The organism is Paracoccaceae bacterium Fryx2 (assembly GCA_032334235.1).
Classification (GTDB): Bacteria; Pseudomonadota; Alphaproteobacteria; order Rhodobacterales; family Rhodobacteraceae; genus JAVSGI01.
Genome location: JAVSGI010000003.1, coordinates 483334 through 500707, shown reverse-complemented (window position 1 = coordinate 500707; position 17374 = coordinate 483334). Strand labels below are relative to the sequence as shown.

Annotated in this window: 16 protein-coding genes; 15 read left to right on the top strand and 1 reads right to left on the bottom strand. The window is 68.8% G+C overall.

What is annotated here, in order from left to right:
* The first annotated feature begins 135 nt into the window (after positions 1 to 135).
* The 12 genes from RNZ50_03400 (at position 136) to RNZ50_03345 (ending at position 12607) form a co-directional block, all read left to right on the top strand.
* A complete protein-coding gene (locus RNZ50_03400; GenBank protein ID MDT8854093.1) occupies positions 136 to 417 on the top strand; it encodes a DUF3572 domain-containing protein in 282 nt (93 codons plus the stop codon).
* 58 nt (positions 418 to 475) lie between these two features.
* Positions 476 to 1177, top strand: coding sequence for an HAD family hydrolase (locus tag RNZ50_03395; protein ID MDT8854092.1), 702 nt, complete (start codon positions 476 to 478; stop codon positions 1175 to 1177).
* Between the two features lie 112 nt (positions 1178 to 1289).
* On the top strand, positions 1290 to 2846 hold the full coding sequence (locus RNZ50_03390; GenBank protein ID MDT8854091.1) for a trimethylamine methyltransferase family protein: 1557 nt from the start codon (positions 1290 to 1292) through the stop codon (positions 2844 to 2846).
* 257 nt (positions 2847 to 3103) lie between these two features.
* The gene (locus tag RNZ50_03385; protein ID MDT8854090.1) at positions 3104 to 4837 is read left to right on the top strand and encodes a DUF4153 domain-containing protein; all 1734 of its coding nucleotides are present in this window, start codon (positions 3104 to 3106) and stop codon (positions 4835 to 4837) included.
* Between the two features lie 62 nt (positions 4838 to 4899).
* Positions 4900 to 5490 (top strand): heme NO-binding domain-containing protein, encoded by a 591-nt coding sequence (locus RNZ50_03380; GenBank protein MDT8854089.1) that lies wholly within the window; start codon positions 4900 to 4902, stop codon positions 5488 to 5490.
* Positions 5490 to 6572 (top strand): diguanylate cyclase, encoded by a 1083-nt coding sequence (locus RNZ50_03375; protein ID MDT8854088.1) that lies wholly within the window; start codon positions 5490 to 5492, stop codon positions 6570 to 6572. Before RNZ50_03380 ends, RNZ50_03375 begins: the two co-directional genes overlap by 1 nt.
* On the top strand, positions 6544 to 6705 hold the full coding sequence (locus RNZ50_03370) for a hypothetical protein (protein MDT8854087.1): 162 nt from the start codon (positions 6544 to 6546) through the stop codon (positions 6703 to 6705). Before RNZ50_03375 ends, RNZ50_03370 begins: the two co-directional genes overlap by 29 nt.
* 218 nt (positions 6706 to 6923) lie before the next feature.
* On the top strand, positions 6924 to 7373 hold the full coding sequence (gene dut, locus RNZ50_03365; GenBank protein ID MDT8854086.1) for a dUTP diphosphatase: 450 nt from the start codon (positions 6924 to 6926) through the stop codon (positions 7371 to 7373).
* 189 nt (positions 7374 to 7562) lie between these two features.
* Positions 7563 to 8606: a HesA/MoeB/ThiF family protein gene (locus RNZ50_03360; GenBank protein MDT8854085.1), complete on the top strand. Its 1044-nt coding sequence runs from the start codon at positions 7563 to 7565 to the stop codon at positions 8604 to 8606.
* A gap of 134 nt (positions 8607 to 8740) precedes the next feature.
* Positions 8741 to 9529, top strand: coding sequence for a transporter substrate-binding domain-containing protein (locus tag RNZ50_03355; GenBank protein ID MDT8854084.1), 789 nt, complete (start codon positions 8741 to 8743; stop codon positions 9527 to 9529).
* Between the two features lie 21 nt (positions 9530 to 9550).
* Complete coding sequence (locus RNZ50_03350) at positions 9551 to 10348, top strand: amino acid ABC transporter permease (protein ID MDT8854083.1); 798 nt, start codon at positions 9551 to 9553, stop codon at positions 10346 to 10348.
* A 240-nt stretch (positions 10349 to 10588) separates the two neighbouring features.
* Positions 10589 to 12607, top strand: coding sequence for a M3 family metallopeptidase (locus RNZ50_03345; protein ID MDT8854082.1), 2019 nt, complete (start codon positions 10589 to 10591; stop codon positions 12605 to 12607).
* 82 nt (positions 12608 to 12689) lie between these two features.
* On the opposite strand, the gene RNZ50_03340 is transcribed toward RNZ50_03345, so the two are convergent.
* Positions 12690 to 13661 (bottom strand): GlxA family transcriptional regulator, encoded by a 972-nt coding sequence (locus RNZ50_03340; GenBank protein ID MDT8854081.1) that lies wholly within the window; start codon positions 13659 to 13661, stop codon positions 12690 to 12692.
* Between the two features lie 70 nt (positions 13662 to 13731).
* On the opposite strand from RNZ50_03340, the gene RNZ50_03335 reads away from it, so the two are divergent.
* The 3 genes from RNZ50_03335 to RNZ50_03325 are packed head-to-tail and all read left to right on the top strand — an operon-like array spanning position 13732 to position 17251.
* The gene (locus RNZ50_03335) at positions 13732 to 14640 is read left to right on the top strand and encodes a 3-keto-5-aminohexanoate cleavage protein (protein ID MDT8854080.1); all 909 of its coding nucleotides are present in this window, start codon (positions 13732 to 13734) and stop codon (positions 14638 to 14640) included.
* Positions 14637 to 16091 carry a carnitine 3-dehydrogenase gene (locus tag RNZ50_03330; protein MDT8854079.1) on the top strand — a complete coding sequence of 485 codons (1455 nt, stop codon included), beginning with the start codon at positions 14637 to 14639 and terminating at the stop codon, positions 16089 to 16091. The genes RNZ50_03335 and RNZ50_03330 overlap by 4 nt, the downstream gene beginning before the upstream one ends.
* Complete coding sequence (locus RNZ50_03325) at positions 16091 to 17251, top strand: acyl-CoA dehydrogenase family protein (protein ID MDT8854078.1); 1161 nt, start codon at positions 16091 to 16093, stop codon at positions 17249 to 17251. Before RNZ50_03330 ends, RNZ50_03325 begins: the two co-directional genes overlap by 1 nt.
* Positions 17252 to 17374 lie beyond the last annotated feature (123 nt).

Sequence of the window (17374 nt, the reverse complement as noted above, 5' to 3'; positions counted from 1 at the left end):
GTCCGCTTTACGTGGGAACTTCTGTGCTTCAGTTTTGCGGCGATTTGGTTAAGAAATCCTTTCCAGTTGTCATCCAATTGTCGGCACTTCCGGCCCGGCAGGTGCCGGACCGGCAAAACACGGGGAACACGCAGCATGAACCGGCAAGAAAGCGCCGAGACGATCGCCCTGCAGGCACTGGGCTGGCTGTCTGGCAATGAAGACCTGCTGCCGGTGTTCCTTGGCGCCAGCGGGTCGTCGGTCGGCGATCTGGCGGCGGGCGCACGCAATCCGGTGTTTCTGGGGGCGGTGCTCGACTTCCTGCTGATGGATGATGCCTGGATCATCGCCTTCTGCGACGCCTGCGGCCTGCCCTATCAGGCACCGATGGAGGCCCGCGCCGCCCTGCCCGGCGGCGGCGAGATGCACTGGACGTGATGCGATTGCATTTCCCGGCCCTTGCGGCCACTCTGCGCCGCAATCAGGGGGGCAGGGCATGATCCGGGGCGTGATTTTCGACAAGGACGGCACGCTGTTCGACTTCCGGCGCAGTTGGGGCGGCTGGGCCGCGCGCGTGCTGCGCGAAATGGCGCGGGACGAGGGCCACGCCCGCGCGCTTGGGCAGGTGCTGGGCTACGACCTCGACACCGGCACCTTTGCCCCCGACAGCCCGGTGATCGCCGCCACCACCGACGAGATTGCCGACGTGCTTCTGCCGCATCTGCCGGGAATGACGCATCTGACGCTGGCGCGCCGGATGAACCTGCTGGCGGCGGGGGCGGAAATGGCGCAGGCGGTGCCGCTGGCGCCACTTCTGACCGCGCTCAGGGCGCGCGGCCTGCGGCTGGGCCTTGCCACCAACGACACCGAACTTCCCGCCCGCACCCATCTGGAAAGCCACGGCATCGACGAACTGTTCGATTTCATCGCCGGGGCGGATTCGGGGTATGGCGCCAAGCCTGAACCGGGGATGCTGCTGGCCTTTGCCCGGATGATGGGCCTCGATCCGGCCGAGGTGGTGATGGTGGGCGACAGCAGCCATGACCTGATGGCGGGCCGGGCAGCGGGCATGCACACCGTGGCGGTGCTGACCGGCATCGCGAAACCGGCCGAACTCGCGCCCCATGCCGATGCGATCCTGGCCGATATCGGCGGGCTGGCGGGCTGGCTCGACAGCCTTTCGCACGCCGACGCCTGACCTGCGCGAAAAACGACGCCTTTTCGTCGGAAACAAAGTGTCCATCGGGCGGGGCTTTCGGTCATCTTCCGTCAAAAGCCCGCACCCCGCGCGGCGCGACGGAGGACAGGCGATGACCGAGGAACCAGCCCGCAAGCGCCGCGCCGGGGGGCGTGCCGGCAACAAGCAGCGCGCGGGCAGCGCGGTGATCGACCAGATGCCGTGGCGCATCCCGGTCAACCCCGACCGGCCGACCGAACCGATCGACATGGAGGGGGTGCAGGCGATCCACCGCGGCGCGATGCGGATCCTGTCCGAGATCGGAATCGAGTTCCTCAACCCCGACGCGGTGGCGATCCTGAAACGCGCGGGCTGCAAGGTGAGCGGCACCAACGTGCGGATGGACGAGGCTTTCGTGATGGAAATGTTGGCCACCGTGCCGGAAAGCTTCACCATCACCCCGCGCAACCCTGATCGCGAGATCATCATCGGCGGCAGGCACATGGTGTTCGTCAACGTCTCCAGCCCGCCCAACGCCTGGGATCTGGAGCGCGGCAAGCGGTCGGGCGATTTCGAGACGTTCAGGGAATTCATGAAGCTGACGCAGTATTTCAACTGCATCCACGTCGCGGGCGGCTATCCGGTGGAACCGATCGACATCCACCCGGCGGTGCGCCACCTCGATTGCCTCTATGAAAAGCTGACCCTGACCGACAAGGTGGTGCACGCCTATTCGCTGGGGGCGGAGCGGGTCGAGGACGTGATGGAGATGACCCGGCTGGCCGGGGGCCTCAGCCATGACGAGTTCGACGCCAAGCCCCGGATGTATACCAACATCAACTCGGTCTCGCCGCTGAAACACGACTATCCGATGCTGGATGGCGCGATGCGGCTGGCGCGGCGCGGCCAGCCGGTGATCGTGACGCCCTTCACGCTGGCCGGTGCGATGGCGCCGGTGACGATGGCCGGCGCCGTGGCGCTGTCGCTGGCCGAAGGGCTGTCGGCCATCGCGCTGCTGCAATTCATCAATCCGGGCTGCCCGGTGGCGATCGGCACCTTCACCTCGAACGTCGACATGAAATCCGGCGCCCCGGCGTTCGGCACGCCGGAATACATGCGCGCGACCCAGATGACCGGGCAACTTGCGCGGTTCTACAAGCTGCCGCTGCGCTCGTCGGGCGTCTGTGCCGCCAACATCCCGGACGGTCAGGCGATGTGGGAAACCTCGAACAGCCTCTGGGCGGCGGTGCAGAGCCGGACCAACATGGTCTATCACGCCGCGGGCTGGCTTGAAGGCGGCCTGATCGCCAGCCCCGAGAAGTTCGTGATGGACTGCGAGGTGCTGCAGATGATCCAGCGCTATTTCGAGGAGGCGACGTTCGCCACCACCGATGACGACATCGCGCTGGACGCGATCCGCGAGGTTGGCGCCGGCGGGCACTATTTCGGCTGCCAGCACACCCAGGACCGTTACGCCACCGCCTTCTACGCGCCTTTTGTCAGCGACTGGCGCAACTACGAGGCCTGGCAGCAGGATGGCGCGCTGTGGACGCCGGAACGGGCGCACCGCATCTACAAGGCCATCCTCGAGGAATTCGAAGAGCCGCCGATGAACGGCGACCACCGCGAAGACCTGCGCCGCTTCGTGGCAAGGCGCAAGCAGGAAGGCGGCGCGCCGACAGACTTCTGAAGGGGGGGCGGGGTCTGTGGCACCGGGCAGCATGACCCGCGACGGCGACCCGATGCGCCGTCGCGGGGCGCGCACGCCCGGGGGTGCGGCAAGCGCCAAAATCCTTTGAAGGATTTTGCAAGAGTTTTCCTGGAAAACTCTTGGGCACCTGCGCCTTGCCGGGCGCGGCGGGGTTGCCGGCGCCGACGCGGCACGCCCCGGCTGGCATCTGGCGTGCGTCCGCGCTAGCTTGCCGCAAAACGGACGGAGGGCAGGCGATGGACAGCGGCACGAGGGCGCGAGGGGCGATGGCGCTGTTGGGTGCCCTGGCGGCGGGAAGCCTGTTCCTGCTGTCGGAGCTGCTCGATCAGCACCTGCTGCCCGACCGCCTGGCCCTGGGTCTGGCCGCCTTTGCCGCCAGTTTCTTCACCGGGCTGCTGGCGATGGCCGGGCCCCTGCCGATCCGCCGCGCCGCGGCCGGGGCGCTGGCCGTGGCCGCGGCAGTGGCGGCGCTGCTGGTGCTGGCCAGCCTGCGCTTCGACACGGTCGACGGGCTGTTCGACTCGGGTCTGCCGGTTTTCGCGTCGGCGGTGGTTGCGCTGGTGCCCTTGCCCTTCATCGTCGCGGCGCAGGGGCCGGGCTGGCACAACTATCCTGTCCTGTTCCTCCAGAGCTGGACCGTCGTCGTGCGCTATGCCAGCGCCTGGCTGTTCGTGGCCATGGTCTGGGTGCTGCTGGCGCTGTCGGAGGCGCTGTTGAACATGGTCGGGGTGTCGCTGTTCGGGGATCTGCTCGGGGAACCGCTGGTGGCCTGGCTGATCACCGGGGCGTGCCTGGGGCTGGGGCTGGCGGTGGTGACCGAGCTTTCCGACCTGGTCTCGCCCTTCCTCGTGCTGCGCCTCCTGCGCCTGCTGCTGCCGGTCGTGCTGGCGGTGATGGTGCTGTTCATCGTGGCGCTGCCAATGCAGGGGCTTTCGGGCGTTCTCGGCCGGCTTTCCGCGGCGACGATCCTGCTGGCGATGACAGGGGCGGCGGCGACGCTGGTTTCCACCGCGATCGACCAGAGCGACGAGGACGCGGTGACCGGGGTCTTCATGCCGCGGGCGACGCAGGTGCTGGCGCTGCTGCTGCCGGTGCCCGCCGGGCTGGCGGCCTGGGCGGTCTGGCTGCGGGCCGATCAGTACGGTGTCACGCCGGACCGCCTGTTCGCCTTCATCGCCGCCGGGCTGGGCGTCGGCTATGGCGTGCTTTATGCGCTGGCGGTGCTGCGCGGCCCGGGCTGGATGGAGCGCATCCGGCAGGGCAACATCACCATGGCGCTGGTGCTGGTCGCGGTGGCGGCGGTCTGGCTGTCACCCATCCTGAATGCCGAGGCGATTTCGGCGCGCAACCAGGTGGTGCGCTACGAATCCGGTCGCAGCGGCGCCGATGCGCTGGATCTTGCCGCGCTGGCCGACTGGGGGCGGCCGGGGGCACGGGCGCAGGCACGCCTGGAGGAACTGGCGGTCCTGCCGGAACATGCGGCGCTGGCGATGCGGCTGGCCGGAAGCGAGGCCGCCCCGGCCCCCGGGGCGCCGATGGGTGTCGCGCAGGACGTGCGCGACCTGCTGCGTGACCTGCTGCCGGTCCAGCCTCCCGGGGCGACGGCGGAGCGGGACCGCTATCTGGCGGCCCTGACCGTTGCCGAGCAGCGCGACTGGCTGGACCTGTGCCGCACCGCCCTGCCCGGCGGGCAGCCGGGCTGCGTCATGGTGGTGGGCGATTTCTGGCCCGACATCGCGGGCGAAGAGGCGATGGTGCTGTTGCGCAGCTTCGGGGGCAGCGTGCAGTATCATGGCTTCGCGACGGACGAGGGGGGCGTGCGGCGCCTTCAGGTCGGGGCATTGCCCGGTGCGCTGCCCGATCCGGGGACCACGGCCGCGCTGATCGCAGCACTTCAGGCCACCCCCCCGGTGCTGGAGCCGGTGCCGTTCCGCCGCCTGCAGGCGGGCGCGCTGGTCTTGCTGCCCTGAAGCGGGGCTAAGTCATTTGTTAACGGCTGCTGCCTACTATTCCGATGAATCGGGGGGCGGCAATGCACGGGCTCATCAACAGGTCGATCCAGTGTTTCCTGCGCGACACCTATGGTGCCGCCCTCTGGGCTGCCGTGACGCGCGAGGCCGGGCTGGAATTCGAAAGCTTCGAGCCGATGCTGACCTATGACCCCGCGCTGACCGAGGCGGTGATCGCGGCGGCGGCCCGGGTGCTGGACCGGCCGCGCGATTCGGTGCTGGAAGATCTCGGCACCTATCTGGTATCGCACGAAAATTCCGAACGCCTGCGCCGCCTGCTGCGGTTCGGGGGGGTGGGGTTCGTCGATTTCCTCCACTCGCTGGAGGATCTGCCGGGCCGTGCGCGGCTGGCGCTGCCCGATCTTGACCTGCCGGTGCTGGAGGTCAGCGATCACGCCCCCGAAGCCTTTTCGCTGCTGTGCCGGTCGCCGATCGCCGGGGCCGGGCATGTCATTCTGGGCCTGTTGCGTGCCATGGCGGACGACTACGGCGCGCTGGTCCTGCTGGAGCATCAGGGGGCCGGGCCCGAGGGTGAGGTGATCGCGATCCAGTTGCTGGAAACCGGCTTCGCCGCCGGGCGCAGTTTCGATCTGGCGGCGTGGGCGGGCCCATGATGGACGGGGGGGCGCGAGAGTCCGAGGTTCGTCTGGAATGCACGGCACTCGACCGGCTGATGCCGATGCATCTGTGCCTGTCGGCCACCGGCCATGTCTTTGCCGCAGGCCCGACCCTGCGCAAGCTGTGCCCCGACACCCGGCTGATCGGCCGCGATGTCTTCGACCTGTTCGAGATCCGCCGGCCCGGCGGCATCACCGACATCGCCGCGTTGCGCAGCCGCAGCGGCGACCGGCTGTATCTGGCGCTGCGCGGCCAGCCTTCGCCGGGGTTTCGCGGTCTTGCGGTGCCACTGGCCGACGGGCTGGGCATCGTGCTCAACCTTTCCTTCGGCATCGCGGTGGTCGAGGCGGTGCGCATCCATGCCCTGACGGATGCCGATTTCGCGGCGACCGACCTTGCGGTGGAACTGCTCTATCTGGTCGAGGCGAAATCGGCCGTGATGGAGGAGTTGGGCGAGTTGAACCTGCGCCTGCAGGGCGCCAAGACCGCGGCCGAGGAACAGGCGCTGACCGACACGCTGACCGGGTTGCGCAACCGCCGGGCACTCGATCTGGCAATGGCGCGGATTCTGGGGGCGCGCACCGCCTTCGGGCTGATGCACATCGACCTCGATTTCTTCAAGGCGGTCAACGACACGATGGGCCACGCCGCAGGCGATTTCGTGCTGAGTGCCGTCGCGCGCATCCTGCGCGAGGAAACCCGTTCGGGCGATACAGTTGCCCGGGTGGGGGGCGACGAATTCGTCATCGTCCTGCCCGGCCTGACCGAACCCGGCCCGATCGAGACGATCGCGCGGCGCATCATCGCCAAGCTCAGCACGCCGATGACCTTTGAACGCCAGACCTGCCGGATTTCCGCCAGCATCGGCATGACGATCTCGACCAGCTACGCCACCCCGGCGCTCGACCAGATGCTGAACGATGCCGATCAGGCGCTCTATGCCGCCAAACATGCCGGGCGCGGGCGGGCGCAACTGCACGCGCCGATCGGTCGGCCGCAGCCGGTTGCGGCAGGGCCGCGGCCCGCCTCCGGCACCGCAGGGCAGGGCAATGACCGACGGGAAACCGATGGTCGCTGACCCCGCCGCAGGCCGCGCGCGATCCGGCCCCGCCGGGCCTGACGGCCGCAGCCTGCGCGCTGCCACCGCCACCCCGGGGTGCGGCCCGGTGCGGCTGGAAGACCTGATCAGCCGCGCCAACGCAGCCCTTTAGGAATCCAGGCAGCAGGGCCGGAACTGCCTGACGCCGGGCCGAGCCGCCGGGTCTGCGGGCCGGGTCGCGGCCCCGGCTGCACGGCGGTCTGGCCCGGCGCCCCGCGCGCAAGGCTTGAATTGGCGCGCGGAAGGCTTCACTGACGTTACGCAGCAGCAACCGTCCCGCCCTGGCAGGCAGCCGGCAGCGCGACCGTTGCCGGATCAGGAGATGCAAGGATGTCCGAAATCAGATTCATGCGGGTGGCGGGCAACACCGACCTGCCGCTGCCCGCCTATGCCACGGCCGGGGCGGCGGGCATGGACCTGCGCGCCTTCCTGCCCGATGGGCCGGTCACCTTCGTGCAGGGCCAGCTGACCCTGATCCCGACCGGGTTCTGCGTCGAGCTGCCGCCCGATACCGAAATGCAGGTGCGTCCCCGCTCGGGTCTGGCGCTGCGCCACGGCTTCCTGATCCCGAACAGCCCCGGCACCATCGACGAGGATTACCGGGGTGGCGTGATGGTGGGTCTTTACTATCTGGGCGCCGAGCCGTTCACCATCCGCCACGGCGACCGCATCGCGCAGGCCGTCATCGCGGATGTCCGGCGCTACCCGGCGGTCGAGGTGGACCGCCTGTCCGACACCGGGCGCGGCAGCGGCGGTTTCGGATCGACCGGCCTCGCTTGACCAATGGCCGGGCCGACACAGTTTACCGTGGCACCGGCCGCCATCGCCGGGCTAGGATTGCAGCCAGCATGCCAGACGGCCGAAAGGCACCCGATGCGAGAAATGCCCTTTCCCCGCGCCACCGGCGCCGCTTGCGTCGGCCGGATGCCGCTGCGCCCGCCCGGCCCCGCCGCGACGGGGGCAGGCTGAATGCTGCTGGTTCTGGGCCTGATGGCAATGCTGTGGGGCATCGGTGCGCTGCTGCGGGCGCCCCTTCGCCTGCGGGCGGGCATGGTCGCGGCGGTCTGGGTCGGGGTGGTGACGCTGCATCTGGCGCTGCCCGATGGTGCCCCGCTGCGGCTTGCCACCGGCAGTTCGGCCGAGGTCTGGCTGGTGCTGGCCGGGGTGGCGGGGCTGGTTGCGGCCTATCGCGCGGGTCTGGCGCGGCTGCGCCGGGTGCGCGCGGTGCCGGAACCGGCGCTGACCCCCGGTGCCTTCCGCCCGGCCGAGCTGACCCGCTACGCCCGCCACATCCTGCTGCGCGAGATCGGCGGGCCGGGTCAGCGGCGGCTGAAGGATGCCCGCGTTCTGGTGATCGGGGCCGGGGGGCTGGGGTCGCCCGCGCTGCTGTATCTGGCCGCCTCGGGGGTGGGGGTTATCGGGGTGATCGACGACGATGTGGTCGAGTCGTCGAACCTGCAGCGCCAGATCATCCACACCGACGCAAGGATCGGGACCGACAAGGTCCGCTCGGCCGAATTCGCCATGCTGGCGCTGAACCCGTTCATCACGGTGCGGCCCTACAGGCGGCGCCTGACCGAGGCGATTGCCGCCGACCTTTTTGCCGATTACGACCTGATCCTTGACGGGTCCGACAATTTCGACACCCGCTATCTGGCGAACCGCGTCGCGGTGGCGGTGGGCAAGCCGTTGATTTCAGCGGCGATCACGCAATGGGAAGGGCAGATCGGCCTTTACGACCCGTCGCGCGGCGGGCCGTGCTTCCAGTGCGTGTTCCCCGAACGGCCGGCCCCCGGCCTGGTGCCGACCTGCGCCGAGGCCGGCGTCGCCGCCCCCCTGCCGGGCATCATCGGCGCGATGATGGCGATGGAGGCCGTCAAGGCGATCACCGGCGCGGGCGAGGGCCTGCGCGGCCGCCTGATGATCTTCGATGCGCTTTACGGCGACGCAAGGGTGATGACCGCAAGGCGCCGCGACGACTGCCCGGTGTGCGGGGCGGTGAGGGCAAGTTGAAGGGGCCGGTTGACCGCTTGACCAGCCGGAGCACGATCCGCTGCTCAACGCGCGCGGCACCCCCTTGCCCCCGCTTGCGCTGCCCCCGCTGCCTCGGCCATACTCCGGCATCGCCTCGAGTCAGGAGTTCACCGATGAAACCGATTGCCGCCCTTGCCGGGCTTGCCATGTCCTTTGCCGCGACCGCCACGTTTGCCCAGGCCCTGCCCGATCTGGCGGGGCGCGAGATTGTCGTGGTGACCGAAAACGCCTATCCGCCGCTTCAGTTCGTCGATGCCTCGGGTGCGGCGGTGGGCTGGGAATACGACGCGATGGCCGAGGTCGCCAAGCGCCTGAATGCCGTGGCGAAGTATGAAAACTCCAGCTGGGACGCGATGATTCCGGCGGTGTCGGGCGGGCAATACGACATTGGCATGACCGGGATCACGATCCGCGACGACCGCAAGGAGATGGTCGATTTCTCGGATGCCTACATGCGCTCGGAAATGGTGATGCTGGTGCGGGCCGACGAGACCCGTTTCACTGATGCGAAAAGCTTTGGCGCCGACGAGGCGCTGGTGATGGCTGCACAGCCCGGCACCACGCCGTTCTATGTCGGCGTCTACGAGGTGCTGGACGGCAACGAGGCCAACCCGCGCATCAAGCTGTTCGAGACCTTCGGCGCCGGGGTGCAGGCGCTCAGGGCGGGCGATGTCGATCTGGTGCTGACCGACGGGACGGCGGGGGCGGGCTATGTCGCGGCCTCGGACGGCACGCTGAAGATCGTCGGCGACAAGCTGGGGACCGAGGATTTCGGCTTCATCTTCCCCAAGGGGTCGGATCTGGTGGCCCCGGTCAACGCGGCGATTGCCGCGATGAAGGCGGATGGCACGATGGATGCGCTGGACAAGAAATGGTTCCTCGATTTCAAGATCGGCGGCTGAGGCGGGCGGCGGCCTGACCCGGTGCCGCCACGGCGCAACGCGGACGGGGATTTCCCGTACTGGCTGATCCTGCTGGCCGGGATCGGCCTTTACCTGTTCTGGCGGGTGGCGACCGACGGGCTTTATGCGCAGGTGCTGGCGACGCTGGCCAAGGGCATCTGGATCACGGTGTTCGTCACGCTGGTCGCCTATGCGATGGCCTCGGCGCTGGGGCTGGGGCTGGCGCTGGCGGCGGGGTCGCGGTTCATCGTGCTGCGGCAGGTGGCGCGCTTCTATGTCGAGGTGATGCGGGGCATTCCGATCATCGTGCTGCTTCTGTATGTCGCCTTCGTGCTGGCCCCTGGGCTGGTGGCGGGCTGGAACTGGGCGACCGGCTGGACCGGGCTGCCGCCGGTCACGACGCGCGACTTCCCGCTGCTGTGGCGGGCGGTGATCGCGCTGACGCTGGCCTATGCCGCGTTCCTGGCCGAGATCTTCCGCGCCGGGTTGCAGTCGGTCGATCCGGGACAGATCGAGGCGGCCGAGGCGCTGGGGCTGGGCCGCTGGCAGCGGTTTCGCCACATCGTGTTCCCGCAGGCCTTCCGCACCATCCTGCCGCCCTATGGCAACGATTTCGTGGCGATGGTGAAGGATTCCAGTCTGGTGTCGGTGCTGGGGGTGACGGACATCACCCAGCTTGGGAAGGTGACGGCGGCGGGGAACTTCCGCTATTTCGAGACCTACAACGTGGTGGCGCTGATCTATCTCACGATGACGGTCACACTGTCGCTGGGCTTGCGGCGGGTTGAGGCGCGGCTGCGGCGGGGCGGCCGGGGGTAGTCGCGTGGCCGGCGGCGGGGGCTGCCTGCCCCCGCACCCCCGGGGATATTTGGGAACAGAAGAAGGGGCAGGGGCGGGTTTCACGCGTGAAAAGGCGTGCAACGCTTTGAAAATGCTCGAATGCGTCAAATCTGTTAACCGGTTGGCAAGGGTTTGGCGCGCCCGGCGCGGCGCGGGGGGTGCGGTTGGGCTGGACGCCGGGCGGGGACGGACCTAGCTTGGGCGCAAAGGAGACCTGCCATGACCAATCCGCTGTTGTCCGACTGGGACCTGCCGTTCGGGATGCCGCCGTTTGACGCGATCGGGGACGGGGATTTTGCCCCGGCCTTCGATGCGGCGCTGGCCGAGGCGCGGGCCAATATCGCGGCGATTGCCGGATCGGCGGAGGCGCCGGGGTTTGACGATACGATTGCGGCGCTGGAACTGGCCGAAGGGCTGCTCGACCGGGTGTCGGGGGTGTTCTACAACCTTGCAGGGGCCGACAGCACCGAGGCGCGCGAGGCGTTGCAGCGCGATCTGGCGCCGAAGATGTCAGCCTTCGCGTCGGAGGTGACCAACAACCGCGCGCTGTTCGGGCGGATCGAGGCGCTATGGCAGGGGCGCGATGCGCTGGGGCTGGCGCCGGAACAACTGCGGGTGCTGACGCTTTACCGGCAGATGTTCGTGCGGTCGGGCGCGCTGCTGGAAGGGGAGGCGGCCGCGCGGCTGACGGCGGTGAAATCGCGGCTGGCGGTGCTGGGGACGGCGTTCAGCCAGAACCTGCTGGCCGACGAGCGCGACTGGTTCATGCCGCTGGCCGAGGACGATCTGGAGGGGTTGCCGGATTTCGTGGTGGAAGCCGCGCGGGCGGCGGGGGCGGAACGGGGGCAGCCGGGGCCGGTGGTGACGCTGAACCGCTCGCTGATGGTGCCGTTCCTGCAGTTCTCGCCCCGGCGCGAGCTGCGCCAGCGCGCCTATGAGGCCTGGGGGCTGCGGGGTGCCAATGGCAATGCCACCGACAACCGGGCCGTAGCGGCCGAGATTCTGGCGCTGCGGGCCGAGCGGGCCGCGCTCTTGGGTTATGCCAGCTTTGCCGATTACAAGCTGGAACCCGAGATGGCCAAGACCCCGGCGGCGGTGCGCGACCTGCTGATGCGGGTCTGGGCGCCGGCCAAGGGGCGGGCCGAGGCCGATGCCGCCGTGCTGGAAGACATGATGCACGCCGAGGGCGTCAACGGCGCGCTGGAGGCCTGGGACTGGCGGTATTATTCCGAGAAGCGCCGCCGGGCGGAGCATGATCTGGATGAGGCGGCGCTGAAGCCCTATCTGGGTCTGGAGGCGATGCTGGGGGCGATGTTCGACTGTGCGAACCGGCTGTTCGGGCTGGAATTCCGCGCGCTGGACCTGCCGCTTTACCATCCCGATGCGCGGGCCTGGGAGGTGACGCGCAAGGGCGACCATGTTGCGGTGTTCATCGGGGACTATTTCGCGCGCGGCTCGAAACGCTCGGGTGCCTGGTGTTCGGCGATCCGCAGCCAGCGCAAGCTGGGGGGCGAGGTGCGGCCCATCGTGGTGAACGTGTGCAATTTCGCCAAGGGTGCGCCTGCGCTGCTGTCCTATGACGACGCGCGGACGCTGTTCCACGAGTTCGGCCATGCGCTGCACCAGATGCTGTCGAATGTGACCTATGGCTTCATCTCGGGCACGTCGGTGGCGCGCGATTTCGTCGAACTGCCGAGCCAGCTTTACGAGCACTGGCTGGAGGTGCCCGAAGTGCTGGAGAAGCACGCGCGGCACTGGCAGACCGGGGAGCCGATGCCCGCCGACATGCGGGAGCGGCTGCTGGCGGCGGGCACCTATGACAAGGGCTTTGCCACCGTCGAGTTCATCTCGTCGGCGCTGGTGGATCTGGCCTTTCACGAAGGGGCGGCCCCGGCCGACCCGATGGCGGCGCAGGCGGACGTGCTGGAAGGGCTGGGGATGCCGCGCGCGATACGGATGCGGCACGCGACGCCGCATTTCGCGCATATCTTCTCGGGCGACGGCTATTCCTCGGGCTATTACAGCTACATGTGGTCGGAGGTGATGGACGCGGATGCCTTTGCCGCCTTCGAGGAGGCGGGCGACCCGTTCGACCCGGAAGTGGCGGCGCGGCTGGAGCGGTTCATCCTGTCGGCGGGCGGGTCGCAGGAGGCGGAGGCCTTGTATACCGCGTTCCGCGGGCGGATGCCGGGGGTGGAGGCTTTGCTGAAGGGGCGGGGGCTGCTGGACGCGGCCTGAGGGAAGGGAGGGGGCGCTGCCCCCTCGCCCGTGCCGGGCCCACCCCCGGGATATTTGGAAACAGAAGAAGCTGGGGGGCGGGTCAGCGCTGGCGGCGGAGCTGGCCGGGGGCGGTGCCGAAGCGGTTGCGGAAGGCGCGGCCGAGCGTGGCGGGCGAGGAGAAGCCGCAGCGCAGCGCGACCTCGGCCAGGGGGTGGCTGGTGTCGGTGACCATGCGGCGGGCGGCGGCGAGGCGCAGGTCGAGCGCATAGGCGCCGGGGGTCAGGCCGAGCTGGGCGCGGAACAGGGTTTCGAGGCGGCGCGGCGAGAGGCCGACGGCGCGGGCGGTGGCGCTGGCGGGTTCGGGCGCGTCGAGGTGCGATTCCATCCGGGCGACGGCCTGGGCGATGCGGGGGTCGAGCCGGGTGTCGGGGGCGGCGGGGCTGATCTGGGGTTCGGCACCGTCGCGGGCGGTGGTGATGAACGAGGCCGCGACCTGGCGGGCGAGGGCCGCGCCGTGCCGGGCGCGGATCAGGTGCAGCATCAGGTCGGCGGCCGGGGCGGCGCCGCCCGCCGTGAAGCGCGTGCCCGACAGCACGAAACGGTCGGGCAGCACGTCGATCCGGGGGTGGGCGGCGGCAAGGTCTTCGAGGTCTTCCCAGTGAACCGTGGCGCGGTGGCCGTCGAGCAGCCCGGCGCGGGCCAGCACCCATGTTCCGGCGTCGATGCCGCCGATGGCGCGGAAACGCGGTGCCATTCGGCGCAGGTCGCGGATCAGCGGGCGGGTGGCGACCTCGGCCTGGGCATAGCCCGCGATCACGATCAGCGCATCGGCCCCTTCGGCGCGGGCGAGCGGGCCGGTGGAGGGCAGCTCGATGCCGCAGGTCAGCGGCACCGGCGCGCCGTCGGGCGAGACCACGCACCAGCGGTAGCTCTCGGTGCCGAGGTGGCGGTTGGCGGCGCGCAGCGGGTCAAGCGTGCAGGCCACCTCGAGGATCGAGGATTGCGGCAGGACCAGCAGGGCGATGGTCAGGGGCGTGCTGGCGGGGGCGAAGATTGTTGCGCTTTGTGACATGCTTCCTTCGTAAATCGCAAAGCGTCGCCGTGCAATCCCGCTAAGGTTCGGGCCAGACCAAGGAGGCCCCATGCCGCTGACCATGAACCGCGAGGTTTTCATCACCTGTGCCATCACCGGATCGGGGGGCACCCAAGACCGCAGCCCGCATGTGCCGCGCAGCCCGGCCGAGATTGCCGAAAGCGCGATTGCGGCGGCAAAGGCCGGGGCGGCGGTGGTGCATTGCCATGTGCGCGACCCCGGGACCGGGAAGCCGTCGCGCGACGGGGCTTTGTATCGGGAGGTGACGGAGCGGATCCGCGACAGTGCGACCGACGTGGTGCTGAACCTGACGGCGGGGATGGGGGGCGACCTGCTGTTCGACGGCACCGAGGCGATGGGGCGGATGTCGCCGCGCAGCGACATGGCCGGGGCGGCCGAGCGGGTGGCGCATGTGGTGGCCTGCCGGCCCGAGATCTGCACGCTCGACTGCGGCACCATGAACTTCAACGAGGCCGATTATGTGATGGTCAACACGCCGGGGATGCTGCGCGACATGGGCGCGCGGATGCGGGATGCCGGCGTGCGGATCGAGGTCGAGGCGTTCGACAGCGGGCACCTGTGGTTTGCCAGGGAACTGGTGCGGGAGGGCGTGATCCCGGCGCCGGTGCTGGTGCAGCTTTGCATGGGGGTGCCGTGGGGCGCGCCGGACGATCTGAACACCTTCCTCGCCATGGTCAACAACGTGCCCGCCGACTGGCACTGGTCGGCCTTCAGCATCGGGCGCAACCAGATGCCCTATGTTGCGGCGGCGGTGCTGGCGGGCGGCAACGTGAGGGTCGGGCTGGAGGACAACCTGTGGCTTGACAAGGGGGTGCTGGCGACCAATGCGCAACTGGTGGAAAAGGCGGTGACGATCATTTCCAGCCTCGGGGCGCGGGTGATCACCCCGGCCGAGGTGCGGGCGAAGCTGAACCTGAACAAGCGGGCACCGCTGTGAAGGCCGCGATCATTGGCGGCGGCGTGATCGGCGGCGGCTGGGCGGCGCGGTTCCTGCTGAACGGCTGGGATGTGGCGGTGTTCGACCCCGACCCCGAGGCCGCGCGCAAGATCGGCGAGGTGCTGGCGAATGCGCGCGCGGCGCTGCCATCCTTGTCGGACATTCCGATGCCTGCCGAAGGCGCGCTGCACTTCGCGCAAAGCATCAGGGAAGCAGTGGAAGGTGCGGACTATATTCAGGAATCCGTATCGGAGCGTCTTGACCTGAAGCATCGGGTGTTTGCACAGATCCAGCAATCCTGCCCCTACACGCTGATCGGGTCATCGACCAGCGGATTCAAGCCGTCGCAGTTGCAGGAGGGCGCTGCCAACCCCGCCACGATCTTTGTCGTGCATCCGTTCAACCCGGTCTACCTGTTGCCGCTGGCCGAAGTGGTGCCCTCGGCGGCCTCCGACCCGGCGGCGATCGAGCGCGCCAAGGACATCCTGCGCCAGATCGGAATGTTTCCCCTGCATGTCAGGAAGGAGATCGACGCCCATATCGCGGACCGCTTTCTGGAAGCCGTGTGGCGCGAGGCGCTGTGGCTGGTGAAGGACGGCGTCGCAACCACCGAGGAGATCGACGAGGCGATCCGCATGGGCTTTGGCCTGCGCTGGGGCCAGATGGGGCTGTTCGAGACCTACCGCGTGGCGGGGGGCGAGGCCGGGATGAAGCATTTCATGGCGCAGTTCGGGCCCTGCCTCGCCTGGCCCTGGACCAGGCTGACCGACGTGCCCGAGTTCAACGACGCGCTGGTGGACCTGATCGCAGGGCAGTCGGACGCGCAGTCGGGGCATCACAGCATCCGCGAGTTGGAACGCATCCGCGACAGCAACCTGATCGGCTTCCTGCGCGTGCTGAAAGAGCGCAACTGGGGGGCGGGCCGCGTGCTGCGCGAGCATGACGAGCGCCGCAGGCTGGCGCTGGCCGACCCCGCGCCCGACACCGCCGCGCCGCTGGAAATGGCGCGGATGCAGGTGCTGCCGGGCTGGATCGACTACAACGGCCACATGACCGAAAGCCGCTACCTGTTCGCCTCGTCGGAAACGGTCGATGCCTTCCTGCGCTTCATCGGCGCCGATGTGGATTATGTGAAGACCGGCTTCAGCTACTACACCGCCGAGACCCATATCCTGCATCTGGGCGAGGCGAAGGTTGGCGACGCGCTGACCGGCACGGTGCAGGTGCTGGCGGCCGACGAGAAGCGGCTTCGGGTGTTCATCCGCATCTCGCGGGGCGGCGTGCTGCTGGCGACGCTGGAACAGATGCTGCTGCACGTCGACATGGGCAGGGGCAAGACCTGCGCCGCCCCGGCCGCGATCCTCGACCGGCTGCTGCCGATTGCCGCCGCCCACCAGGCGCTTACGCTGCCCGAAACGGCCGGCCGCGCCATCGGTCAAGGGAGAGCCTGATGGATTTCGGCCTGACCGCGGAACAGGAGATGATAGTCGCGACGGTGCGCGGCTTTGTCGAAACCGAGATCTACCCGCACGAACGGCTGGTGGAACAGCAGGGCTTCGTGCCGCCCGAGCTTGGCGCCGAGATCAGGCGGAAAACGCTGGATCTGGGATTCTATGCCTGCAACTTCCCCGAAAGCGTCGGCGGCCCCGGGCTTGGCCATGTCGATTTCGCGCTGGTCGAACGCGAGTTGGGGCGCGGCTCGATGGCGCTGACGCATTTCTTCGGGCGCCCGCAGAACATTCTGATGGCATGCAAGGGCGAACAGATCGAACGCTACCTCAAGCCCGCGGTGCGCGGAGAGCGGATGGACGCGCTGGCGATGACCGAACCCGATGCAGGGTCAGATGTGCGCGGCATGAAGACCACGGCGCGGCGCGACGGCGGCGACTGGGTGATCAACGGCACCAAGCATTTCATCTCGGGCGCCGAGCACGCCGATTTCGTGATCGTCTTCGTGGCGACCGGGGTCGAGGACACGGCAGGGGCGCCAAAGAAGAAGATCACCACCTTTCTGGTGGATCGCGGCACCCCCGGCTTCACCATCCGCGACGGCTACCGCTCGGTCAGCCATCGCGGCTACAGGAACATGATCCTCGACTTCGACAACTGCCGCCTGCCCGATGCCCAGGTGCTGGGCGAGGTCGACGGCGGCTTTGCCGTGATGAACGACTGGCTTTACGCCACCCGCATCACCGCCGCCACGATGAGCGTCGGCCGCGCCCGCCGGGTGTTCGACCTGATGCTCGACTATGCAGCACAGCGGCGGCAGTTCGGCCAGCCGATCGGCAGGTTCCAGGGTGTCGGGTTCCAGCTGGCCGACTCCATCACGGAAATCGACGCCGCCGACTGGCTGACCCTCGCCGCTGCCTGGCGGCTGGACCAGGGCCTGCCCGCCAACCGCGAGATCGCCTCTGCCAAGGTCTATGCCACCGAGATGCTGGCGCGGGTGACGGACCGCGCGATCCAGGTGCACGGCGGCATGGGGCTGATGGACGACCTGCCGCTGGAACGTTTCTGGCGCGATGCGCGGGTGGAACGGATTTGGGACGGCACGTCCGAGATCCAGCGCCACATCATCGCGCGCGATCTCCTGCGGCCACTGGGGGCCTGAGAACTTTTGATGCCTCCGGCGGGGATATTTTTGAACAGAAGAAACGAAATGTTAATCCTGATTCGCCAGACTGATCTCACGGTACAGGCGGGGACGCCGATGACCGTAACAGGAGAAGATTCT